General features: G+C 50.8%; 19 protein-coding genes, 1 pseudogene and 1 riboswitch. Of the genes and pseudogenes, 12 read left to right on the top strand and 8 right to left on the bottom strand.

Annotation, left to right across the window (positions count from 1 at the left end; translation table 11 throughout):
• Positions 1 to 343: 343 nt before the first annotated feature.
• From POG22_RS11685 to POG22_RS11675, 3 genes are all read left to right on the top strand, one after another.
• A complete protein-coding gene (locus POG22_RS11685) occupies positions 344 to 1,063 on the top strand; it encodes a class I SAM-dependent DNA methyltransferase (protein ID WP_498905409.1) in 720 nt (239 codons plus the stop codon).
• A 457-nt stretch (positions 1,064 to 1,520) separates the two neighbouring features.
• On the top strand, positions 1,521 to 3,392 hold the full coding sequence (uvrC, locus tag POG22_RS11680) for an excinuclease ABC subunit UvrC (RefSeq protein ID WP_498905407.1): 1,872 nt from the start codon (positions 1,521 to 1,523) through the stop codon (positions 3,390 to 3,392).
• Entirely contained in the window at positions 3,389 to 3,988 is a 600-nt protein-coding gene (locus POG22_RS11675; RefSeq protein WP_498905405.1) for a DUF8692 domain-containing protein, read from the top strand. Before uvrC ends, POG22_RS11675 begins: the two co-directional genes overlap by 4 nt.
• Positions 3,989 to 4,030: 42 nt before the next feature.
• Here POG22_RS11675 and POG22_RS11670 read toward each other — a convergent pair whose 3' ends face one another.
• On the bottom strand, positions 4,031 to 4,729 hold the full coding sequence (locus POG22_RS11670; protein ID WP_082901767.1) for an HAD-IA family hydrolase: 699 nt from the start codon (positions 4,727 to 4,729) through the stop codon (positions 4,031 to 4,033).
• 214 nt (positions 4,730 to 4,943) lie between these two features.
• Positions 4,944 to 5,028: riboswitch (Fluoride riboswitch) on the top strand.
• A gap of 88 nt (positions 5,029 to 5,116) precedes the next feature.
• On the opposite strand from POG22_RS11670, the gene POG22_RS11665 reads away from it, so the two are divergent.
• On the top strand, positions 5,117 to 6,739 hold the full coding sequence (locus tag POG22_RS11665) for a cation:proton antiporter domain-containing protein (protein ID WP_498905403.1): 1,623 nt from the start codon (positions 5,117 to 5,119) through the stop codon (positions 6,737 to 6,739).
• Between the two features lie 15 nt (positions 6,740 to 6,754).
• On the opposite strand, the gene POG22_RS11660 is transcribed toward POG22_RS11665, so the two are convergent.
• Entirely contained in the window at positions 6,755 to 6,979 is a 225-nt protein-coding gene (locus POG22_RS11660) for a hypothetical protein (RefSeq protein WP_063718325.1), read from the bottom strand.
• Positions 6,980 to 7,129: 150 nt separating this feature from the next.
• Between POG22_RS11660 and POG22_RS11655 the strand changes: the two genes are divergently transcribed.
• Positions 7,130 to 8,638 (top strand): UbiD family decarboxylase, encoded by a 1,509-nt coding sequence (locus POG22_RS11655; protein ID WP_063718324.1) that lies wholly within the window; start codon positions 7,130 to 7,132, stop codon positions 8,636 to 8,638.
• Positions 8,639 to 8,840: 202 nt separating this feature from the next.
• Here the strand turns inward: POG22_RS11655 and POG22_RS11650 are convergent, their stop codons facing one another.
• Positions 8,841 to 10,901 (bottom strand): cation:proton antiporter domain-containing protein, encoded by a 2,061-nt coding sequence (locus POG22_RS11650; protein ID WP_063718323.1) that lies wholly within the window; start codon positions 10,899 to 10,901, stop codon positions 8,841 to 8,843.
• 177 nt (positions 10,902 to 11,078) lie between these two features.
• Between POG22_RS11650 and POG22_RS11645 the strand changes: the two genes are divergently transcribed.
• Genes POG22_RS11645 through POG22_RS11635 form a run of 3 tightly spaced genes read left to right on the top strand, consistent with a single transcriptional unit; the run spans position 11,079 to position 14,402 of the window.
• Positions 11,079 to 11,480 carry a fasciclin domain-containing protein gene (locus POG22_RS11645; RefSeq protein ID WP_063718322.1) on the top strand — a complete coding sequence of 134 codons (402 nt, stop codon included), beginning with the start codon at positions 11,079 to 11,081 and terminating at the stop codon, positions 11,478 to 11,480.
• A gap of 58 nt (positions 11,481 to 11,538) precedes the next feature.
• A complete protein-coding gene (recQ, locus tag POG22_RS11640) occupies positions 11,539 to 13,716 on the top strand; it encodes a DNA helicase RecQ (protein ID WP_498905400.1) in 2,178 nt (725 codons plus the stop codon).
• 44 nt (positions 13,717 to 13,760) lie between these two features.
• A complete protein-coding gene (locus POG22_RS11635) occupies positions 13,761 to 14,402 on the top strand; it encodes a type I restriction endonuclease (RefSeq protein ID WP_498905398.1) in 642 nt (213 codons plus the stop codon).
• 227 nt (positions 14,403 to 14,629) lie between these two features.
• Here the strand turns inward: POG22_RS11635 and POG22_RS11630 are convergent, their stop codons facing one another.
• From POG22_RS11630 to POG22_RS11620, 3 genes are all read right to left on the bottom strand, one after another.
• Positions 14,630 to 15,373 (bottom strand): SDR family oxidoreductase, encoded by a 744-nt coding sequence (locus POG22_RS11630; protein WP_498905395.1) that lies wholly within the window; start codon positions 15,371 to 15,373, stop codon positions 14,630 to 14,632.
• A 1,115-nt stretch (positions 15,374 to 16,488) separates the two neighbouring features.
• On the bottom strand, positions 16,489 to 17,061 hold the full coding sequence (locus POG22_RS11625) for a hypothetical protein (RefSeq protein ID WP_498905394.1): 573 nt from the start codon (positions 17,059 to 17,061) through the stop codon (positions 16,489 to 16,491).
• Between the two features lie 245 nt (positions 17,062 to 17,306).
• Positions 17,307 to 17,708, bottom strand: a complete 402-nt coding sequence (locus POG22_RS11620; protein ID WP_498905422.1) for a (R)-mandelonitrile lyase — start codon at positions 17,706 to 17,708, stop codon at positions 17,307 to 17,309.
• Between the two features lie 306 nt (positions 17,709 to 18,014).
• On the opposite strand from POG22_RS11620, the gene POG22_RS11615 reads away from it, so the two are divergent.
• The 3 genes and pseudogenes from POG22_RS11615 to glgX all read left to right on the top strand — a co-directional run bounded on the left by POG22_RS11615 (position 18,015) and on the right by glgX (position 21,729).
• Positions 18,015 to 18,980 carry an AraC family transcriptional regulator gene (locus tag POG22_RS11615; protein ID WP_498905392.1) on the top strand — a complete coding sequence of 322 codons (966 nt, stop codon included), beginning with the start codon at positions 18,015 to 18,017 and terminating at the stop codon, positions 18,978 to 18,980.
• 375 nt (positions 18,981 to 19,355) lie between these two features.
• Positions 19,356 to 19,526 (top strand): annotated as a pseudogene (locus tag POG22_RS11610) (restriction endonuclease subunit R); the annotation flags it as partial.
• Positions 19,527 to 19,605: 79 nt separating this feature from the next.
• Complete coding sequence (gene glgX, locus POG22_RS11605) at positions 19,606 to 21,729, top strand: glycogen debranching protein GlgX (RefSeq protein WP_498905390.1); 2,124 nt, start codon at positions 19,606 to 19,608, stop codon at positions 21,727 to 21,729.
• Positions 21,730 to 21,785: 56 nt separating this feature from the next.
• Here the strand turns inward: glgX and POG22_RS11600 are convergent, their stop codons facing one another.
• A complete protein-coding gene (locus POG22_RS11600) occupies positions 21,786 to 22,415 on the bottom strand; it encodes a tetratricopeptide repeat protein (RefSeq protein ID WP_498905388.1) in 630 nt (209 codons plus the stop codon).
• 108 nt (positions 22,416 to 22,523) lie between these two features.
• Here POG22_RS11600 and POG22_RS11595 point away from each other — a divergent pair, with 108 nt between their 5' ends.
• A complete protein-coding gene (locus tag POG22_RS11595) occupies positions 22,524 to 23,744 on the top strand; it encodes a DUF790 family protein (protein WP_498905386.1) in 1,221 nt (406 codons plus the stop codon).
• Here the strand turns inward: POG22_RS11595 and POG22_RS11590 are convergent.
• Positions 23,741 to 23,887 (bottom strand): ribbon-helix-helix protein, CopG family, encoded by a 147-nt coding sequence (locus tag POG22_RS11590; RefSeq protein ID WP_017662228.1) that lies wholly within the window; start codon positions 23,885 to 23,887, stop codon positions 23,741 to 23,743. The two genes, POG22_RS11595 and POG22_RS11590, sit on opposite strands and share 4 nt — an antisense overlap.
• Positions 23,888 to 24,248 lie beyond the last annotated feature (361 nt).

Here is a 24,248-nt window from a genome sequence, read left to right as displayed (position 1 = left end):
CAAAAAACAAAATTTTCATAAAAATAGATTGACTAAAATTAGTCAAAATTGAAGAGTGTATATCAGTTTTACAATCAATATAAATACTTAAAGAATTAAATTACTTTCTGGTAGTTTTTGAGAAAAATGTTGACAAATTGCCTAAATCGTGTGTTCATAAAAGAGAGATGTACCTAGCTCAAATATGAAGTGGTGTGTCGATCGTCGTTGAAAGGTCAAATTCTGACCAGTTGTGGACGCGCAGGGTTAGGCACGTGTTCCATCCGAACAACGATCTCGCTCCGCTGATGACAACCGTTAGGCATCATGTTGATAAAATTGCTGTAGAAAGGATTATGTCTTTATGAGTTACTACCAAGGAATTGCTGATTACTACGACTTGTTAATGGATGGTGGTTACTATAATCATGAATTATTGGCAACAGCCATTCGCTCCGCGATCGGTCAACGAAAAAGGATACTTGAACTTGGTATTGGCACAGGGCAGATGGCTAAAGCACTACTTCAACTCGATCCAACCTATGATTTTGTCGGAATAGATTTCAGCTCAGAAATGATAAGAATTGCCAAAAAACGGTTATCCAATAGCATTCCGATAATAGAGTGTGACGTGGCGGAAATGAACCTGGATTACAAATTCGATGCTGCTATTTCAAGTGGTGGCACATGGGTCATCATTCAATCGAACAATGAGTTACTGTTAGGAACACATTTGTTCAACAAAGAGAACGACTTTCGTGGATTGCAAAATGTCGCTAATCATCTCGAACGTGGTGGACTTTTGTTGTTAAGTGTCCACCCACCTCACGAAGACCGAGACCTTGAGTTAACTAATGGGATTATCTACTCTCAAAGAATGGGAAAGTATAACGGCGGCTCAGATCACTTTTTCCTCAAAAAGACCTATTCTTTTCGGAAACAGGAGAGCCTCCTTGCGGAAGAAACGTTAACTTTAGGATTCTACAGAGATACTGTATTTCTAAAAATGCTTGCAGATGTAGGATTCAATCCTTTGGGAATGACGAATTCTGAAAAGTTTTTCGTATTGGAAAAGGTGGCATGAGAAGGAGGCTAAACTTAGGTATGCACTAGGACACTCGGAAATCACGTAACTGCTTTGTATTTTATCTTTTCGATCGCGTGCATCTCACTTTTATAAAAATATGAGTTTGGGGTAGTTTGGACTTCAGCAACGCTGCCGTTCATGGGTGGAGCGATCGCCAAACCCAACAACAGCTCAATTCAGTCGAGAGACTCCGATCTGATAAATTTACATTTTTGAGATGCACCCACTCAACCTACCTCAAATTCATATTTCTACATCCATTGAGATGCACCCGATCGTTTCGATATAAAGAATTAAATTTCTCATAAAACTCAAAACTCTCTGTGTCCTCTGTGTCTCTGTGGTGAACCCCGTATCGAAAACTGTTAATCTCAACCCCAGCTAGCTACAACTATAAAACCAGAATTGCGTAAATTATTTACAATACAAACAGAACCCAGATATCGATGTCGGAATGACCGCCACCCCCCATCGAACCCCCCTCGTCCAAACCCCCGATCGCCTCGAACGCCGCTTACAGGAAATTCCCACCGAAGCAGGCGTTTACCTCATGCGCGATGAAGCCGATCGCATCCTCTATATCGGAAAGTCCAAAAAACTGCGATCGCGGGTGCGATCGTACTTCCGCGACTCCCAACAACTGAGCGATCGCATCGCCATGATGGTACGTCAGGTGTACGATATCGAATTCATCGTCACCGACACAGAAGCTGAAGCTTTGGCGTTAGAAGCCAACCTCATCAAACAACACCAACCCCACTTTAACGTTCTCCTCAAAGACGACAAAAAATATCCCTATCTCTGCATCACGTGGTCAGAAGATTACCCCCGAATTTTTATCACCCGAAAACGTCGCATCGCCAACGCTAAAGATCGCTATTACGGTCCTTACGTGGATACGCGATTGTTGCGGAGTACCCTCAAAACTGTCAAACGTATCTTTCCCCTGCGTCAACGTCCCAAACCCCTGTTTAAAGACCGTCCCTGTTTAAATTACGACATCGGACGCTGTCCCGGTGTTTGTCAAGAAAAAATCTCCCCCGAAGACTATCGTAAAATCGTCCAGAAAGTGGCGATGGTGTTCCAAGGACGAACCGGAGAACTTCTCGAAACCTTGACACAACAAATGAACCACGCCGCCGAACGGTTGGACTTTGAAAAAGCCGCCGCGTTGCGCGATCGCATCCTCGGGTTACAATCTCTCGGTGCAGACCAAAAAGTTGCACTTCCCGACGATCGCATCTCCCGAGACGCTGTAGCCGTCAGCATTGGAGAGCGTCACGCCTGCATTCAACTGTTTCAAATTCGCGCCGGAAAACTCGTCGGACGGTTGGGATTTGTTTCGACGTCAGGGGAACCCGGTGCGATTTTACAACGAGTATTAGAAGAACACTATCAGGCGATCGAACCCGTCGCCGTTCCCTCCGAAATCCTGGTTCGTCACGAACTCCCCGAAACCGAACTTCTCGAAACCTGGTTGACGCAACGACGAGGACGAAAAGTCACCCTTCAAGTGGTTCAAAGACAGCAAAAAGCCGAACTCTTGGCGATGGTGGAACGCAACGCCGCTTACGAACTGGCGAGAATGCAGCGACAAGACAGCCGCAACGCCGAAGCCATGCAGGATTTAGCGGAAATTCTCGATCTTCCCGAACTTCCGCGACGGTTAGAGTGTTACGACATTTCCCACGTTCAGGGTTCCGATGCGGTGGCGTCGCGGGTGGTATTTCTCGAGGGACTCCCCGCAAAGCAGCATTATCGCCGCTATAAAATCCGCAACCCAGAGGTGACAGCGGGACATTCCGACGATTTCGCGAGTTTGGCGGAGGTGATTCACCGCCGCTTTCGCAATTACGCCAAACTTCCCTCCCAGGAGATTTCGTCGCAGGAAGATTACCCGGATGTTGTCGTCATCGATGGAGGAAAGGGTCAACTGTCGTCCGTCGTCGAAGCGTTGCGGGAGTTGGGAATTTTGGACGAGATTTGCGTGGTGAGTTTGGCGAAACAGCGAGAGGAAATCTTCGTTCCGGGGGATTCGCAGCCGTTGGAGACGGAGGCGGAACAGCCGGGGGTGCAGTTGTTGCGGCGGTTGCGAGACGAGGCGCATCGGTTTGCGGTGACGTTCCACCGACAGCAGCGGACAGAACGAATGCGGCGATCGCGTCTCGATGAAATTCCGGGGTTGGGGTTTCAACGTCAGAAAGCGTTATTGGCTCATTTTCATTCGATCGAATATTTAATGCAAGCGACGCCGGAACAGTTGGCGGAAGTCCCCGGAATTGGAGTTCGCTTAGCGCAAGAAATTTACGATTATTTCCACCCATGAAAACATGGCTTTTTGTGGCGATCGCTCTCGAAGTCGCCATCGTCGCGATTTACCTGATAAGTTTAAACGTTGCGGGAACGCCGTATCCTCCTTTCGATATGAACGGGTACATGACGATTCCCTCCTGGTTGCAGGCGATACAACTGTTCGTCATTTCGGTTATCGCCGTGGTGTTGCTGGTGTCGCGGGTGTCGCCGCCGCCGTCAAAGGGGTTTTTGGTGGCGATCGCAGTTTTTCTCGGTTACGCGGCGATCGATGAGGTGTTCAAAGTTCATTTGAAACTTCACCGGTATCTTCCTCTCCAGTCTGATGAATGGTTCGGGATTTATATCGGCTTGTTGGTGTCGCTGCTACTGTTGGGTTCGTGGGATTTTTGGCGGTTGTGGCGACAGTTTCCTCGAGAAACTGCCACCGCAGCGGTGGGTTTGGCGGTGTTTGTTTTAGGGGGGTTTTTATCGTATTGGGTGTTTCAGCCTTTCGGTTGGCTCGACGCGGAACCGTTTCGGATTGCGTTTGAGGAGTTTTTGGAGTTATTGGGGGAAAATTTGGTGGTGTTTGGGAGTTTGCAGTTTTCGAGACAAAAGTTGGATTTTTAAAGTTCACCACACCAGACACAGAGGACACGGAGAATTGATAGGTTATAGAGAGCGAATCGCGTCTAGGAGTTCTTGGGGAGAATCGACGGCGAAATCGGGGTCGAACTTTGATAAGGCTTCGCGAGAATTGAATCCCCAACTGACGGCGATCGATTTAATTCCCACGTTTTTCGCCGACTCGATATCGCGGGTTTCATCGCCGATATAAACGATGCTATCGCGATCGAGGTTTTCTCGGCGTATGGTTTTGCGAAACAGCCGTTCTTTTCCGAAAATGGTCAATCCAGAATAGACGAAATCGAAATACTGTTCGAGTCCGTTGGCGTTTAAAAATTTGCGAACGTTTTTTTGAGAGTTTGAGGTTAAAATCCCCAGTTGAAACCCGGCGAGTTTTAATTCAACTAAAGAAGATTCGATATCTTCGATAGGTTTAAGGCGATCGATTCGTTCGCTCAGCAGCCGTTGCGCTCTGAAAATCACCCAAGGAAGCTGAAAATAGGAAATTCCCGATTGCTTCAAAATTTGACGAGAGCTGAGAGTTTTATAATGTTCGACGACTTCAGGACTCGCCTCGGGATAGCCAAAGGTTTGAGCGAGATCGTTGATAATTTCGACGATGGTTTCTAAGGTATCTGCGATCGTTCCGTCAAAGTCAAAAATAACGGACTCGATCGAGGTTCGATCGAGATCGTTCGTGGGGATCGCGGTTTCCATCGAGATCGGGATCGATTGACTGGTCATCGTTTTCGTATCGAATTACACTTTGATTTTAGCGAATCTTGCGATCGCCTTTATCTCGTATCGCCGACCGTTAAAAAGAATAGCGATCGCAGAAATTTGTAATTGAGATCGAACGCTGAGTATTTTGACCTAGAAGTTTGTCCGAACGAGGAATTCGACTCAGCAAGGCTTTCCTTTAGCCCTGTGGCAGTGGTATTGTAAAAATAAGTTTTTTTTCAAAACGGGCGATGGAGCTCGCCCCAACCGCCTGCAAACCGCCGCAAACGGCAGAGTTTAAGGCTGATGGCTCCTACACTTCCAGGTCGAACTGGAGGGTAGGAGCTAGTTTAACGTGCGTTCCGAACCTCCAGACGACGAAATTCGACTCAACGTCTCAAGGAGAACGGAATGTTAGCCAGTGCTTTGTGGATTCTCGCGATGGGGTTTTTCGGAGGTCAAATCGCCCGTCGCCTCGGACTTCCGCCCCTCGTCGGCACCATTATTATCGGAATTCTCGTCGGACCTCAAATCGGAAACGTTCTGAGTCCAGAGGTTCTCACCTCCGCCGACGATTTGCGAACCGTCGCCGTGACCATCGTACTGATGAAAGCGGGATTGGGACTCGATCGCGACAAACTCGCCCGTCAAGGTTCCGTCGCGTTGCGCTTGGGATTTCTCCCCGCCACCGCTGAAGCCCTCGTCGTCGCCGTCGCCGCCACGCTGCTGTTCGGATTCGACGTTCCCACGGGGCTGATTCTCGGCTGTATCATCGGCGCAGAATCCCCCGCCGTCATCGTTCCGGGGATGTTGCGCCTCAAAAGTCTCGGGTGGGGCGTCGAAAAAGGGATTCCCGACGCGATTTTAACGGGAAGCGCCCTCTCAGATGTCTTGCTGTTGTTGGTGTTCAGCCTGTTACTGGGATTCCTCGAACAACAAACGCAAACCGGGTTGACTCTGGGGGCGATTTCCCTGTCTCCCGTGCAACTTCTCCCCTTACAAGTCCTTCTCAAAATCGTATTAGGCGTGGTTTTCGGCTATCTCGCCGCCCGATTGTTGGTGTCGGTTCTCGTCAAACAAAATTGGACGCAAACCGCCGTTCAAGATGTCGCGATCGCCGCCTGTCTCGCGTTATTTTTAACCATTGCAGACAAAGCCGTTCCCGTCTATTCCGGCTATTTGGCGGTGATGTCGATGGGGTTTTTCCTCATCGAACTCGACACCCCCTTGGCGAGACGGTTGCGGGGGGGATTCGACGCCCTCTGGACGATCGCCGAAATCGTTTTGTTCGTGTTGTTGGGGGCGACGTTGCAGCTTGAGGTGTTAGAGGCGGTGTTGTTACCGGGATTGTTGTTGTTAGCGGTAGGGTTACTCGTGGGGCGATCGATCGGTTGGTGGCTGTCTACCCTCGGAAGCGACTGGAATCGCAAAGAACGATTGTTTCTGTTACCGGGAAATATGGCGAAAGCGACCGTTCAAGCCGCGATCGGCGCGATTCCCCTGACGCGAGGCATTGAAGGGGGCGATGTTATCCTAGCCTTAGCCGCGCTCTCGATTTTGGTAACGGCTCCCGTGGGGGCTTGGGCGACGCAAACCTTTGCGCCGATGCTGTTAGAACGGGGAACCGTCGATCCCACAAAAGTCGCCACCATCGGACGCCCAGTGTTTTTAGCGGCGATCGATACCTCGGAAATGGCACCTCGGGTCTTGGCGAAAGCGGCGGATTTAGCCCGTCGCAGCGACGGCGACGTGTTGGTGTTGCACGTGAGCGATCGCCCCGAAGAAGAAGACTTACACTATTTGCGATCGCAGATTCGACGACTCCTGGCTGACATTCGCCACGACTTCCTCGTCTTACCCGGCGTCATTCCCGAAACTATCACCACTGTCGCGCGATCGCGCCGCGTCACCGATATTGTCATCGCCAAACAGGGACATCACGCCTGGGAAACGGTTTTAGTCGGTTCCGTCTCGCAAACCGTGTTAGAAACGAGTGCGGTTCCCGTGGTACTCGTCAACGGCGAAACCGACTAATTGTCTCTTGCAATTTCAACGACGGCGGGAAAACCAGCCAAAAAGGTTGATATCTCCCTGCATTTTCTGGAATTCCTGACGGTGGCGTTCGGCGGTTTCGTAGTACCACTGACAATACGCCTCGAAATCCCGCCGATATCCAACTTCTCGATGAAACTCGCGGGTGACATGGTGCGTCTCGATGCGATCGTCGAGTTGCGGTGGGGGAACGAAGACAATGCGGTTAATTCCGTCAGACATAGGAGTTCTCAGTATTTCAGAAAACAGGGCGATCCCTTTTAAGCGATTGTAAGCAATCGATCGGTCTCGTCAATTCCAAGCCGTTGTCCGCCGCGTCCTCTTCCAAATCCCCGATAATAAAGAAAACGCAACCGTAACAAAACGTAAAGCATGGCAAGAGACTTACGGGGATTCCTCAACCTACTCGAAGAACGCGGACAACTGCGCCGCATCGACGCTTTAGTCGATTCTGACTTAGAAATCGCCGAAATTTCCAACCGGATGTTGCAAGCCGGAGGCCCCGCCCTCCTGTTCGAGAACGTCAAAGGCGCAGACTTTCCCGTCGCCGTGAACCTGTTGGGAACCGAACAGCGGGTGTGCTGGGCGATGAACATGGAAAAACCCCAGGAACTCGAAGAACTCGGCAAAAAACTGGGGATGTTACAACAACCCAAACCTCCGAAAAAGATATCTCAAGCCATCGAATTCGGAAAACTCCTCTTCGACGTGGTGAAAGCCAAGCCGGGGCGAGATTTCTTTCCCCCCTGTCAACAAGTCGTCGTAGAAGGGGACGACCTCGATCTCAACAAAATCCCCATGATTCGCCCCTATTGCGGCGATGCAGGGAAAATTATCACCTTGGGATTGGTCATTACCAAAGACTGCGAAACCGGAACCCCCAACGTGGGCGTGTATCGGTTGCAGTTGCAATCGAACAATACCATGACGGTACATTGGCTCTCAGTTCGCGGCGGGGCGCGACATCTGCGGAAAGCCGCCGAACGGGGTCGAAAACTGGAAATTGCGATCGCCCTCGGCGTCGATCCCTTGATTCTCATGGCGGCGGCGACACCGATTCCCGTAGACTTATCAGAATGGCTGTTCGCCGGACTTTACGGCGGTTCCGGGGTTCCCCTGACGAAATGCAAAACCCTGGATTTAGAAGTTCCCGCCGCATCTGAATTCGTCCTCGAAGGAACGATTACCCCCGGCGAAATGCTTCCCGACGGACCCTTTGGCGACCACATGGGCTATTACGGCGGTGTAGAAGACTCGCCCCTGATTCGCTTCCACTGCATGACGCACCGCAAAGATCCCGTCTATCTCACCACCTTTAGCGGTCGTCCGCCGAAAGAAGAAGCGATGATGGCGATCGCCCTCAACCGCATTTACACGCCGATTTTACGGCAGCAGGTGTCCGAAATCGTAGATTTCTTCCTACCAATGGACGCCCTGAGTTACAAAGCGGCGATTATCTCCATTGACAAAGCCTATCCCGGTCAAGCCCGCCGCGCCGCCTTAGCCTTTTGGAGTGCCCTGCCGCAGTTTACCTATACGAAATTCGTCATCGTCGTAGACAAAGATATTAACATCCGCGATCCCCGTCAGGTCGTGTGGGCGATTTCCTCAAAAGTCGATCCCAGTCGCGATGTCTTTATCCTCCCAAACACCCCTTTCGACACCTTAGATTTTGCCAGCGAAAAACTGGGGTTGGGCGGACGCATGGGAATCGACGCCACGACGAAAGTTCCCCCCGAAACCGAACACGAATGGGGAGAACCGTTAGAATCCGATCCCGACGTCGCGAAAATGGTCGATCGCCGCTGGGCGGAATACGGCTTAGCCGATCTCGATTTAAGCGATGTCGATCCCAACAAGTTCGGTTACGAAGTCAATTAACCCGAACCGTAGGGTGCTGTGACGCGGGCGCAAAAATGTCGCCCCCCACCGTAAAATGACATTCCCGCGTCACGCACCGCCCCCACCGGGAAGTGATGAGATAATGAAGAGATGGAGAAAGGAACCGTAGGGTGCTGTGACGCGGGCGCAAAAATGCCGCCCCCCACCGTAAAATGACATTCCCGCGTCACGCACCGCCTGTTTACCAATGCGGTTCGCCAAATAACACCATCGAACAATTGAGTTGCTTGAGGAGTTTTTCGGCGACGTCGCTCACCGCCAATCCCCCCGCCGTTCGGCGACGACGGGAACACAAGACCACCATTTCGGTCGATCGCGCCGCTTCGACGATCGCCTGAGCGATATCGTCGTGAACGATGGACTTGATTTCCGCTTTCACCTGGACTTCAGTTTGAGAAAACACCGCCATCAGCGACGACTCGAAAGCCTCGATTTGTTCGGGAGTCGTGAGGCGATCGCACACGTGCAGCAACGTCAACTCCGCATCGTTAGAGGCGGCGAACAACTGGGCGAACCGCATCGCTTCCAACACTTGCGGGGCGAAACTTTTCACCGGAACGAGAATGCGATGGATGTTCGAGGGTTCGTCCAACAAGCGCATCACCCCCACCGGACAGTGAGACGACCAAAACACGCTGTCGATGATATTTCCAAACAACCGCGCCCGAATCCCGATGTTTTCGTTCCATCCCATGACGATCGCGCTGGCGTTCTGTTCGCGGGCGGTACGACTGATCCCGTGGGCGACGTCGCTATCGATGCGGATGCGAGGGGTCGCCTCGACCTCGAACTCTTGACTGACATCTAACGCCCGTTGCAACAGCCGTTCTCCCCGCGCGATCGCCGCATCTAACTCCGGTTCGTCCATGTGGGCGTGGGCCGGCGCGATCGACAGCGGCACGATCGATCCCCCCCGTTGACGGGCGATAATCGCCGCCATCTCGATCAAATAGCGTTCGGTGAGGGGATTCGCCACCGGAACCAACACCGTAAACGGCTTTTCCGAGTGAAAAAAGGGAATCGAGGGGGAGGTTTCCGGTTCCGGCGGTTTCGCTGTAGCAGGAGACAGGGGAAGTTTCCGGGCGAAGTGGGACGTCGCCACCGGCCCCACCACCGACGTTACCAGCATCAACACCACGACGCTGTTAAACACTGACTCGGGCAACAATCCCGCCTGATTCCCTGCTAAGGCCGCCGCCAACGTCGCCGCCACCTGGGGAATCGACAGCGACCACATAGTCATCGTCGCCGGCCAACTGTACCGATAGAGCAGTTTTGCCGCCATTGCCGCGAGAAACTTACTCACCAGCAGCGTCACCACGATCGCCACCATCAAACCGAAATTGCTGGTAAAGCTTTCGAGAAACGCCGAAACATCCAGCAGTAACCCCATTCCCACGAAGAAAAACGGGATAAACAGGGTACTGCCAACGAATTCCACTTTGTCTTCTACCGGCCCCCGTCCGACCACATCGTTGACGGCCAAACCCGCTAAAAACGCCCCGACGATTTTATCGACGTTAATCAGTTGAGATCCCACCGCCGCCACGAACACCGCCAACAACACGAACAAAAACTGGTTGCTTTCCTCGTCTCCGGTGCGGCGGAAGTATTCTTTCCCCGCCCAGTCCAAGCCGACCAGTACGGCGACGGCGTACAGTCCCAAGGCGACCAATTGCACCACCAAACTGGTGGCCGAAAACTCCCCGGCGTGAATCGAGACGCAAATTGCCAAGACGAGTAAGGCAGCAATGTCGGTGAAAATCGTCGCACCGATCGTCACGGTAATGGCTTCGTTGCCACCGACCCCCAATCGGGTTACGATCGGATAGCCCAGCAGGGTATGAGAAGCCATTAAAGACCCGATGAGAATCGCAGCGTTCGGGCCGAAACCGAAGATCGTCGCCACGGCCGTACCCATCAACAGGGGAACGGCAAAGGTGGCGAGGCCGAACCCGAGCGATCGATCCTTTTTCTTACGAAATTCCGCCAGATCGATTTCTAAACCGGCCACGAACATCAGATAAATCTTACCGATGTCTGTAAACAGCATCATATAGTCCGCGTCGGGATCGAGAAATCCCAACCCGTCCGTTCCGAGAACCACCCCGGCCGCGATCAGTCCCACAAGTCCTGGGAGGCGCAATCGCTCGAATAAGGGGGGAACCGTCAGCACGACTAACAGCAAAATCGTAAAGGGAACGATCGGCGTGTCTGGAAGCAGTTGTTGCAGGTGTTCCATAAATTTCGAGCGCGTAATGGAGAAGCTAAGTCGGACGATCGCGCCATTTGCCTTTCGGTCGATCGCTTCGTTCAGTTTTTTTTATTCTTGTAATTTAAATCTTTAAATCACAAGTTTAGCTAATAGCTTATACTGTAAAATAGCATATTTTTTTGTATACAAAAACACGCGATCGAAATGCCTGACATCGTAGACATTGCCGTAGGTGCGGGGTCGTTTGAAACCCTCGTCACCGCTGTTAAAACCGCCGACTTAGTGGACGTGCTGAAAAGTCCCGGCCCTTTTACCGTCTTCGCTCCCACCGACGACGCCTTTGCCAAACTTCCCCCCGGAACGATTCAAACCCTCGTTCAAAATCCTCCGCAATTGGCACGAATCCTTAAATATCACGTCGTTGCCGGGAAGTATACTCGTACCGATCTCGAAAACGTTTCCGCCCTCGATTCCGTCGAAGGTGCGCCCATTTCTATCGACTGTTCGGACAGCTTTGAAGTCAAAAACGCAACCGTTGTCAGCGCCGATATCGAAGCCGATAACGGCGTGATTCACGTCATCGACAACGTAATTTTGATGGGATAGTAGGATTGGTTCCCATCTCCCTTAAAATGAGAGGGGTGTCCGTCAGCTTCGGAGGTTCATGTCCGCACCGATCGCACAACCGACATCCCTCGAGTTTGCCCTCAAACAACATTTCGGCTACGATCGCTTTCGCCCCGGCCAGCAACAGATCGTCGAAACCGCCCTTCAAAACCGCGATCTGCTGGTGATTATGCCCACCGGCGGCGGAAAATCCCTCTGTTACCAACTCCCGGCGTTGCTGCGTCCCGGCGTAACGGTGGTGGTATCGCCGCTGATCGCCCTCATGCAAGACCAAGTTCAAGCCTTGCAAAACAACGGCATCGGGGCGACCTTTCTCAACAGTACCGTCAGCGGCATCGAAATTCGCGATCGCGCCCGATCGGTTCTCAGCGGAGACGTCAAACTTCTCTACGTCGCCCCCGAACGGCTGTTGAGCGATAATTTCCTCCAATTTCTCAATACCGCGCGATCGCAAATCGGACTGGCTGGATTCGCCATCGACGAAGCCCACTGCGTCTCGGAATGGGGTCACGATTTCCGCCCGGAATACCGCCAACTCTCCCAACTGCGACACCGCTACCCGGACGTTCCCGTAATGGCGTTAACCGCCACCGCCACCGATCGCGTCCGTCAAGACATCGTGCAACAACTGGCGTTGAACCAACCCCACATCCACGTCGCCAGTTTTCACCGCCCCAACCTCTACTACGAAGTTCGCCCCAAAACCCGCAACACCTACTCGGAAATTCTGCAAGTCGTCCGACAGGGAGGTTCGGGAATCGTCTACTGTCTCAGTCGCCGCCAGGTGGACAAACTGGCGTCTCAACTCCAAGACGACGGGATTGCTGCCTTACCTTACCACGCCGGAATGAGCGATCGCGATCGCGCGGAAAACCAAACCCGTTTCATCCGCGACGACGTGCAAGTTATCGTCGCCACGATCGCCTTTGGAATGGGAATCGACAAACCCGACGTTCGCTTCGTCATCCACCACGATCTCCCCAAAACCCTCGAAAGTTACTATCAAGAAACCGGACGGGCGGGACGGGACGGCGAACCCTCTCGCTGTATCCTATTTTTTAGTTACGGCGACGTGGGAAAAGTCGAGTGGATTATTCACCAAAAACCCGATTCCCAAGAACAGCGCATCGCCAAACAACAATTGCGCCAAGTCATCGATTACGCCGAAAGTACCGAATGTCGCAAAGCCATTCAACTGCGATATTTCGGCGAAGAACTCGATCGCCAATGCCAACAGTGCGATAACTGTCGCCATCCTAAACCCGTCGAAGACTGGACGATCGAGGCGATGAAATTCCTTTCTTGCGTCGCCCGCTGTCGCGAACGGTTCGGCGTTACTCACATCATCGACGTGTTGCGCGGTTCCCGCAAACCCAAACTTCAGAAATACGGACACCACCAACTTTCGACTTATGGAATCGGCAAAGATCGCACTGCTGAAGAATGGAAATTACTGGCGCGATCGCTCAAACAACGGGGATTTGTGGACGAAACCGACGACGGTTATCCAGTGTTGAAACTCAATCCCCTCAGTTGGGAAATTATGCGGCGACAGCGCAAGGTAGAAATCGCCGTTCCGCGCAAAGTCTCGGTGACAGAAACCGACAACCGCAGTCAAGGGGCGATCGATGCAGAAATGCTGTTGTTCGAGTTGCGATCGCTTCGCAAACAAATTGCCGACGAGCGATCGGTTGCACCTTACACCATTTTTGCAGATTCCACGTTGCAACTGATGGCACGACAGCAGCCCCAAACCTTGAAGGCTTTTTCAAGACTCTCTGGCGTCGGGAAATACAAACTCGAAGAATACGGCGATCGCTTTGTGGGTCTCATTCGCGAATACTTGCGAAAACAAAATTCGGTGTCGATGAGATCGTCCGTCAAAGCTTCAGCGACATCTTATCACCAATATTCCGATACTCGCAGCCATACTCTAGCCCTGTTTCAACAAGGTATGGCGTTAGAAGACATTGCCTTAGAGCGCAATCTTTCCCCAAAAACCGTTCTTTCTCATCTCGAAGTTTTAATTCGCACTGGAGAAGACATCGATCTCGATCGCCTTGTTTCTCCAGAACGTCAACAGGTCATTCGCAGTGCCGTTCGCACCTTAAATTCTGAAACACTCAAGCCAATTTACGAATATTTAGGTGGCGGAGAATACAGTTACGAAGAAATTCGCCTCGTGAAAGCTAAAATGGATGTTTTAAATGAATAAAACAAGGCTAAATATTCAGCCCAAAAAATAAATTCAAAAAAAATATGGTACGTGCAATTCCCGCCAGTCAAGTGACACTTCGCACGCTGAAACAAAAATTTGCACTTCAGCAAACGTCAGATCCAGAATTTTTTCCCGAATGGTTAGAAACTCACCCAAATCTAATCGAACTCGAACAGCAGTATCTCGATCGCGTCAAGGACAACTTTCTCGCGTTAATGGAAGATCCGCCGATGCTGAAAAACAGCGTCAAAATGGTAGTACTCGCTCCGTTACTCGATTTAGCCGGATTTTATCGTCCACCGTTTCACCTCGAAACCGAACCCAGCGTCACCTTGGAACTGGAAGACGAAGGAACGGTTGTTCGAGGACGAATTGACGTTTTAGTGCAAAAAAACCGCCTGTGGTTGCTGGTTATCGAATCCAAACGCAGCGATTTTTCCGTCACTCGCGCCCTTCCCCAAGCACTCACCTATATGCTGTCAAATCCTCACGGAAATCGCCCTAGCTTCGGCGCGATCGTCAACGGAAGCGAATTTTTGTTTCTCAAAGCCCTTCACCAACCCGTGACGCAATACACCAACTCGCGACTGTTTTCGCTGGTGAACCCCGGAAACGAACTCTATGCCGTATTGCAAATCCTAAAGCAGTTGGGACGTGCCGTCGTGACGACAGAAAACAACTAGATCGGCAAACAAACCGGTAACGCAACGAAAACCAAATCTCGTATTACCCTTAAAACAAAGAAGATCTAAAGGGAAATCGATGCAGGTTACAGTTTGGCCGGGTAAACCCTATCCTTACGAAAGATAGAGGCGAACGCGCCGGTGCGATCTTGGCCTCTGGACTTATCGCTTCCGAGAACCCAGAATCCCACAATTCTATTCGTGGGAGTGTCAAAGCCTTGACATCCTCACCAAGGCTGCGTGGTCGGACCAATCGTAAATTCGTTCGCGTTGGTATCTTCTGGCTGGTCGATTGCAAACGCCACAACATTAGCGACGCGATCGGCTGAAATGCCATGTCGATCGTACAACGCTGTCATATTTTCAGCCGTATCTGGGTCCGTAATCCGGTCTAACAACTCAGTGTTGATGGCAGCCGGATAAATGGTTGCAGTACGAATGTTAGTTCCCTCTTGAGCAGACTCCATGCGTAGAACTTCCATAAACTCGCGCACGAACCATTTCGTCCCACCATACACCGAATTCCCTGGATAAGCTTTTAACCCAGCAACCGATGAAGTTGCAATAATATGCCCAGACTTTTGGCTGACAAACGTTGGCAAGACAGCCGCAACACCATTTAAAACACCCTTGATATTGACATCGACCGTTTGATTCCATTCATCCGTTTTCAACGCAGAAAGTGGAGAACTGGGCATGATACCAGCGTTCAAGAAAATCACATCGACACCGCCAAATGTTTCCTTCGCCAGCTCGACGATCGCAGTGTTATCCGATGGGTTCACTACATCCATCACTTGATAGACCACTTGTCCACCAGTATTTTGAATTTCATCAAACAGTTGTTTGAGTTTTGCTTCGCGCCGTGCGCCCAATACGACTTTAGCACCTTGGTTTGCAAGCAATTTTGCACTCGCTTCACCAATCCCTGATGATGCGCCAGTAATAATCACAACTTTGTCTTTAATCATCTCATTCCTCTCTTGCTTGAGTCAATACATCAGTATTTTATTCTGAGATTTCATCCCAGCTTTTTCTTCAGTTTTAACTATTTTTATTTTCTTTTGCACGATGTTAGTCTTGTCAAAGAAAAAAGTCCAATCTATCTAAATTTTTAACATTGAATATATCACAATTTTTTATTGCCTTATTTTTATTTTAAGACTTTTAAGATTGAAGGAATATAACGATCGTCTAAAATCATTGTATAATTCTGCAAAATCATAAATTAATAACTCTCAGATTTAGAAATTTAGCACAATATAGCCAGCCTAACTAATTCGTGAAATTCTGTAATCTGAAAGTACTGTAGCACGGCGATCCCAAAGACAGAGGGTGTTCACAACTCCAATGATTATGCTATAGCTCTTCGTAGTTTAGAGTAACAGAAAAACAAATTCACTTCGCGATATGCCAAAGGTTTTGGCTATTGAATATTCAGTTTTTTTAATCAGAAAACCCAGCATAATAACAGCAGTTGTCTACAAACATAGGACTTACACAGAAACCCAGTTTCTTGATGAAATTCTGGGGTCTTCAAAGTTTGTAGTTGCAAATGTATAACATAATACAAACAATCAAGAATTTGAGAGCCAAAACCTTTGAAATCTAGTGAAGTTAGTTTTTCTGTCACCCTAAACTCCGAAGAGCTAAATTCTGTTATTTTAGTGTCAGATTTAGAACGAGAAACTGGGTTTCTCGACCGATAAGTGCGTAACTTTTACAAAAATATTGGTTTTGGATAGAGTGACAGCAAAATCCAACAGCCGCTCAATTGAGTACGGAAACTTCGATTCGTCAGAAACCCGGTATCTCTAAGTTTTCCAAATACCGGGTTTCTCTAAATCGATATTTCGACAAATTTGAGATGCCCCCCAATTCCTCAATCCAAAAGTGTCTCCTGAGATTACGGTGTAATTTGTTATGAATAATACGAAATTGAACCGGGGCGCATTGCCATCCCCCCAACACCCCAACGCAGCGGGGGGCTAAGGGGGGATGGTTTTGACCGGGCATAAAATCCGCTTATCACCTCAAACTCTGAAGACCCATCCAAAATTCGTCTTTCTTCTCTAATCTAAACAGCTCACGTCTTAGGTTGACTTGTTGCCTTAATATCTCGCCTTCCCCAAGGTTTCAAAAATGAAATAATAAATATAAAAACCAAACTCATCAGTTGAATCGATCCCCCGATAATGAGTGCTTTAGTATCAAACATAAACAGAGGATTGCTCAATGCTTGTAATCTTTCTTCATCAGAAATAGCAGTCATGGCATTTGTCCAAGGACCCAACCAAAAAGTTCCAAAAGTAATTAAACTGACAGTCATAAACAACTTCACAATTACCCAGTAAAACTTAAAGAATCCCCAAACCGTAAACCAGCAAATTAATAATCCAGTCAGTAAAGTTATATTAGCCGCTGGAATAACTACCCAGTCATCTAATAATTTTACAACCGAATTAATTCCGTAAAGTTCATCGCCGTTTGTGGTGTTAAGATTATGAACGACCATAACCACCATAGAAAGGACAGTGCCAAACCAAATTGCCCCTGAAATAACATGGGCTGATATTAGCCAACTTTTTTGGTTTCCCGTAAGTCTAATACCAGACTTTTTGTTTTTTGAGTCTTTCGTTAAGGGCGACTGATTAGTCATGTTGTAGTTCCCAATTATGGTTCTTCGGATTTGATTATAGTTTCTTCCGAACTTGCTATGCAAAAAAAACGTTGAACCCCTTACAGAGTCAAAGTTCTCGGCAAAATTCATAAAAAGGGGTCTGAAATCGAGAAATCTCTTTCCAGAGGTCGGATACGGGCATTTACCCTACATACCAGGGTCGAAAAAACTATCAAAATTCTCTTCGGTAGTTTTTCCCTTGATGGAAAACTATTTCAAAAGCATTAAGCTTGTCTTTCAAACTGTTGGTCGCTGACCTGTTCCATCCATTCTACAGGCTTGCCGTCAAGTGCTTCCTGAATGGCAATGTGGGTCATGGCTGTGGTGGCTGTGGCTCCGTGCCAGTGTTTCTGTCCTGGTGGAATCCAGACCACATCTCCCGGTTTAATGTCCTGAATGGGGGAACCCCATTGCTGAACCCAGCCAGCACCTGCCGTTACAATTAGGGTTTGTCCTAGTGGGTGAGTGTGCCATGCGGTTCGGCCACCGGGTTCAAAGGTAACACTGGCTCCAGACACGCGGGCTGGGTCGGGTGCATGGAATAGGGAGTCAATGCGAACTGTGCCGGAAAAATACTCATCCGGCCCTTTGGCAGAAGGCTGGGAGCCATTCCGCCGGATCTCGATGTTCATGTTTAAATTCCTCTGTTCGTGGATAGCTTGCAGGCGAATGCTGTCCCCATCGAAGTTGAGTGTTAGATTGGCTAAAAATCCAGAGCGCCCGCAAAAAGCAGGAATCCTATTTCGTTGTCATGGCTTTATTCTAGGAATTCTGAAAGGTAAGCAATAGGCCGATCGTCTCGGATCGTTGAACGATCCTGCAAACTTATGGCGATTTCAATGCCAGCCACGCTAGATTTTTCTACAGAACTATTACCGATAAACCCTTCTGGGCTTTGATGGTTGTGAAATCTGTTTGAATTGGTATTCCACATGAACGCTGCAAGAACGAGTGAAAACTGCGATCGCACTTTGACGAACAACCTTCACGCCCCGCGCGAAGCCAACCGATCGCAAGCCAACCGAGAGGAACTGACAGAGAGAATTGCCCAGATCCTGCGCCAGGATGGAACGATCGAGCCGCTAAAAGGATTACACTTCAAACGCTCTTCTTTTCCTTCAGAATGCGTTCATAGCATTTCTATCCCGGCTTTTTGTGTCATTGCTCGAGGCAGCAAAGAAGTGCTTCTAGGCAGCGATCGCTATCTGTACGATCCGATGCACTATCTGCTGGCGACAATCGAAATGCCGATTGCCAGCCAAATTTTAGACGCAACTCAGGAAAACCCACACCTGAGCCTTCGTCTCGATCTCGACCCCAGCCTGGTTAGCTCAGTCATGGTCGAGGCAGGTTATCCCCCAGCCAAACAGGGGTCTAATGTAAAAGCGATCGATGTTAGTCCATTGGATGCAGACCTATTGGATGCCGTGGTGCGGTTGGTTCGGTTAATCGATTCACCGACTGAAGCTCACGTACTCGCACCTCTAATCGAGCGGGAAATCGTTTATCGACTCCTGATGGGAGAGCAAGGTACTCGGCTGTGTCAGATTGCTGTTCTGGGTGGCTATACCCACCACATCGCTAGAGCGATCGATCGCCTTCGCAATGATTTCAACCAACCGCTCCGCATCGAAACCATTGCTCGAGAACTAGGTATGAGTGTCTCCAGCTTCCATCATCACTTTAAGGCGGTTACAGCCATGAGTCCCTTGCAGTTCCAAAAGCAACTGCGACTCCAGGAAGCCCGGCGTCTGATGTTGGGAGAAAACCTCGACGCCACCAGTGCTGCTTACCGGGTTGGCTATGAAGATTCCTCGCACTTCAATCGGGAGTACAAACGACTCTTTGGCGCACCCCCAATACGTGATGTAGAGCGGTTGCGCGAAGAAGCGAGGTAGACGGCGGGTTCGGTGTGAAGTACCCGACGAATAAAGCTTCGCATACAGCGCGGGCTTCCAGTTTCACAGGCTAGCGCCGCCACGCCCGCGAACCCAGTTTTGGTCTTATTCAGCCTCGGAAGGTTTGGCTTACCGCAAGCGACAGCCCTGACCCCCGTAACGCATCGCGTTACCCTGGCAGCAACCCGTCTTCCACAGGTCGCTCTTTGTCGCCTGTCTCAAGTACGGACTTACGGATACCGTGAACGTTAAAGGAAACAGCTTCCCCGAGCTGCCGATCTTCATCTGCAATGTGGGGCTTCCCGCCGAGGGAGCTAAAGCGTGGTCTTCGTTGAAGTGATTCACTTCTCGGTACTCCTCGGCAGCTTCCTCGTAGCGATCGTCAACGGAAGCGAATTTTTGTTTCTCAAAGCCCTTCGCCAACCCGTGACGCAATACACCAACTCGCGACTGTTTTCGCTGGTGAACCCCGGAAACGAACTCTATGCCGTATTGCAAATCCTAAAGCAGTTGGGACGCGCCGTCGTGACGACAGAAAACAACTAGATCGGCAAACAAACCGGTAACGCAACGAAAACTGAATCTCGTATTACCCTTAAAACAAAGAAGATCTAAAGGGAAATCGATGCAGGTTACAGTTTGGCCGGGTAAACCCTATCCGTTGGGCGCACATTGGGACGGTCGCGGGACAAACTTTGCCATTTACAGCGAAAGCGCCACCCAAGTCGAACTCTGCTTGTTCGATCGCGACGGCCTCGAAACCCGCGTTCCGTTAACAGAAATCGAGAGTTACGTTTGGCACGGCTACTTACCAGAAATCGAACCGGGTCAACGCTACGGATTCCGAGTTCACGGGCCTTTCGACCCCGAACGGGGATATCGGTTCGATCCCAACAAACTCCTCATCGATCCCTACGCCAAAGCCCTCGATGGCGAAATTCAGTACGACAAGGCAATTTTCAGCTATCTCTTGGACGACCCCAACGAAGATCTATCGTTTTGCGATCGCGACGATACTGAGTTCGTCCCCAAAGCGATCGTCGTAGACGAGTCCTTCGACTGGGACGGCGATCGCCTCCTCGACATTCCCGAACACGAAACCGTCATCTACGAGATGCACGTCAAAGGCTTTACCTACCAGCATCCCGAGATTCCCCCCAAACTGCGCGGAACCTACGCGGGACTGGCACATCCAACAGCGATCGCCTACTTAAAATCCCTCGGCGTCACCGCAGTCGAACTCATGCCCGTCCATCACTTCCTCACCCAACCCGGCCATCTCGTCGAGAAAGGACTGCGAAACTATTGGGGCTACGACTCCATCGCCTACTTCGCCCCCTACACCGGCTATAGTGCCGCCGACGACCCCGAGGGTCAAGTGCGCGAATTCAAAGAAACCGTCAAAGCCCTCCACGCCGCCGGAATCGAAGTTCTCCTCGACGTCGTCTACAACCATACCGGCGAAGGCAACCACTTCGGGCCGACGCTCTCGCTGCGGGGCATCGACAACACCACCTACTACCGCCTCGTCGAAGACGACCCCCGCTACTACATGGACTTTACCGGCTGCGGCAACTCCCTCAACGTCAGCCATCCGCAAGTTCTCAAACTGATTATGGATAGTTTGCGCTACTGGGTCACGGAAATGCACGTCGATGGCTTCCGCTTCGATTTAGCCTCCGTTCTCGCCCGCGAACTGTATGAAGTCGATAGCCTCGCCGCCTTTTTCGACATCATCCATCAAGACCCAGTCCTGTCGAAAGTCAAACTCATCGCCGAACCGTGGGACATCGCTGACGGCGGCTACCAAGTGGGGAAATTTCCCTTACTCTGGTCGGAGTGGAACGGCCGCTATCGCGACACCGTGCGCGATTTCTGGCGTGGAGAAGAGGGAACCCTGGCGGAATTTGCCTATCGCTTGACGGGAAGTTCGGATTTATACGAATTCAACGGTCGCCGTCCCAGTGCCAGCATCAACTTTATCACCGCTCACGACGGTTTCACCCTCAACGATCTCGTCAGCTACAACGAAAAACACAACGAAGCCAACGGCGAAGACAATCGAGACGGGGAAAGCCACAACCGCTCTTGGAATTGCGGCATTGAAGGGCCGACCTTCGATCCCGATGTCCTGCGCCTGAGAAATCGCCAACGGCGCAATTTCCTCGTCACCTTGATGCTGTCCCAAGGCGTGCCGATGTTGCTGGCTGGGGACGAGTTGGGGCGCACTCAACGGGGAAATAACAACGTCTACTGTCAAGATAACGAGCTGTCTTGGATCGACTGGAATTTACCCCGAGAAAATGCCAATTTATTGGAATTTACCCGCCAGTTAATCGACTTTCGCAAACGTCACCCGGTATTCCGACGCCGTAAGTGGTTTCAGGGTCGCGCGATTTACGGGTCTCAAGCCACCGATATCGGATGGTTTAACCCGGATGGGGAGGAAGTCAGCAACGAACAGTGGCAGCAAGGCTCAACTAAGGAGATCGCCGTGTTTCTCAACGGAGAAGCCCTTCCCGCTCGCGGGTCTCAGGGACAACGAGTCATGGACGATAGTTTCTTTTTGTTGTTTAACGCTCGCGACGAGTCGTTAGAGTTTCAGCTTCCGCCAGTTTTGCAACACCATCGTTGGAAGGTGGTGTTGGACACGACGAAGGCGCAGTTTGTCAAAGACGGTCAGTTTTATGCAGGAGATTCGTCGGTGTCGGTCTCCGCGCGATCGATCCTGTTGTTGCAACGGGAGTGAAACGCTGCTGCAATTGTCATTTGGGACATGAGGACGAGGCGATCGCCCTGAAGATTTTACATGACGTCTTGCCAGCGGCGAACTTGTTGTAACAGTCGTGCCACTTCGATCGCCTCCCAGATTTCGCCCTCTTCGACCAGTACATCTAAGGCTGTTTCTAAGGTCGCGATCGCCTCTTCAAATTGCTGAAGCCGAGCTAAGGCTCTTCCCAACCCCTTCAACGCTCGAACGTAATCTTCGTTGACCTCGAGAGCGCGTTCGTAGAGCGATACGGCTTCTTCTAAACGGCCTTGACTGGCGCGGAGATCGCCCAACGCGTTGTAGGCTAGAGCGTGGTCCTCATTGAGGCGGATCGCTTCTTGGTATTCTTCGGCCGCTTCTTCGTAGCGATATTGGGCAAACAGCGCGTTCCCGAGTTTATAGCGAACGAGGGAGTCTTGGGGGTAGCGATCGCGCAGTTGTCGGAAAATGGCTTCGGCCGCTTCGTAGTCGCGATCGCGAAACAAGTCGTTTCCTTCGCGAAACAGTTCCCGGCGATCGAGGTTTTCCGCTTGCTGATTCGGGGGGAAGGGCAGAGAATCCACCATCTGCGCGATCGCCATCTGCGGTGTCAACGTGGCGAGGGCGACAACCCCTCCCAACAGGGTCGATCGAACGGCGTTAAACTGACGGTACGACGTATTCAAAGTCAGGCGATCGAAAAACGACACGAGGCCACACCCTCTCCCAATCCAAAACGTTTAAAAAAACCATAACAGAAACTCGAGCTTCTACGATCGCCTGACTTTGCAGCCATGTTACCCACCGACTTACTCAGCTACCGACACACCGGCGAAACCCTCACTCCCAAACGCCTTCCCCTCGACGATCGCCATTTACAACTGGCGCAGGCGGCGATCGATCTTTTTCTAAGCTGCCTCAACGATACCCAAGGAGAACTCACGCGCCGCCTGAAAGAGTGGGAAGGCGACAGTCCCGATTATCGCCTGCGACGGGGGCTGGCGCACCTCCTCAAAAGCAAATGTTGCACCTTCGAGATCGTCAGTCCCCTCGATCCTCCCCAACTGCGACAGCGGGTATTTGCCCTTTCAGCACAAACTGTCCCCAGTCGCCAGTCTGCCGTTACCACCCTCGATCGCCTCGCCACAGAACTCAGCCGCGAACTCGAATCTGACGTCACCCTCGAGGCTGTTCGACGGGGACTCTACGCCGACTTACAAGAAAACCGCATCCTCACCGAATTCGATCCCTTCACCCCCGAAAACCTCCTGCACTATTACAACCTCTCGCAAGTTCAGGGGATTTTCTACCGCGCCAGCGACGTGATTATTAACGCCCATCGCAACGTCCCCGGTCAGTATAAGTTGCTCTTTCGTTACCTCAAACTCTTCAGTTTGATGTTTTACATCGAAGGAGACGCCGACTGCGGCTTTACCATTACCATCGACGGCCCGACGAGTTTGTTCAAACCCAGTACTCGCTACGGCTTAGCCATTGCCAAACTGATTCCGGCGTTACTCCACGTCACTCGCTGGAGTCTCAAAGCCACCTTACACACCCGCAATCCCCAAACAAAAACGACCCGCATCGGTCGCTTCACGTTAAATTCCGATTGTGGTCTCGTCAGTCACTATCCAGCGGGCAAACCTTACGATTCGATGCTCGAACAGTCCTTCGCCGAACGTTGGGAAACCTTAGATACCCCTTGGCAGCTCGAACGGGAAGTGGATTTAATTCCCATTCCCGGCAGCGTCATGGTTCCCGACTTCCGCCTCGTCCATCCAGACGGACGGGATGTCTTGCTCGAAATTGTCGGGTACTGGCGACCGGAGTATTTAAAAAAGAAATTTTCGCAAGTACGACAAGCGCTCGATCGCCGCTTAGTTTTAGCTGTGTCGGAGCGGTTGAACCTCGAAAAAGCTGGGGTTCGCATCGACGACATTCCGGTGAAAGTGGTTTGGTTCAAAGAAAAACTGCAACCCCAAGCCGTTCTCGCCGCCCTCGACGACAGTTAAACGCGCAGTTTGCGAATCATCTCTCGCAATACGTCGGTTTTCGTTTTACCCCGCTGGATACAGTAATGTTCTAACCGTTCGAGTTCGCCCGTCGGCAGGCGGATGGTTAGAACTTTATCAGAAGGGGGTTTCGTTCGAGCCATAGGGAACGATCGATCGGTTTCGTGTATTGAACGGGCTAAGATAAACCGATACTTCGATCCGGCCTCACGTCGAGTCTGTATGGGGCTGCCGGCTCCTAGCGTCTCGTCCTGACGGAGCAGTTCGGCGTGTTGAGTTCTACACAACCGTCGAGAACGAGCGGCGACGTGCGTGCACCCAAGGGACAAGTCGTCGTTTCGAGAAGGATACAAAAGTTCGGTTTTCTCGATAATCCTAGGCTCGAGGCACTCGAGCCTATAGTACATTGTACTTATAATCGTTCGTTTGCAAACGTTTTCGCCAAAAAAATCTATAAAACGGGGAACAGTCACCAGTCACCAGTCACCAGTCACCAGTCACCAG

The sequence above is a fragment of the Geitlerinema sp. CS-897 genome, from assembly GCF_028368005.1.
Classification (GTDB): Bacteria; Cyanobacteriota; Cyanobacteriia; order Cyanobacteriales; family Geitlerinemataceae; genus Baaleninema; species Baaleninema simplex.
Note: the sequence above shows the minus strand (reverse complement) of the source record. Positions and strands in the feature narration are given on the sequence as shown.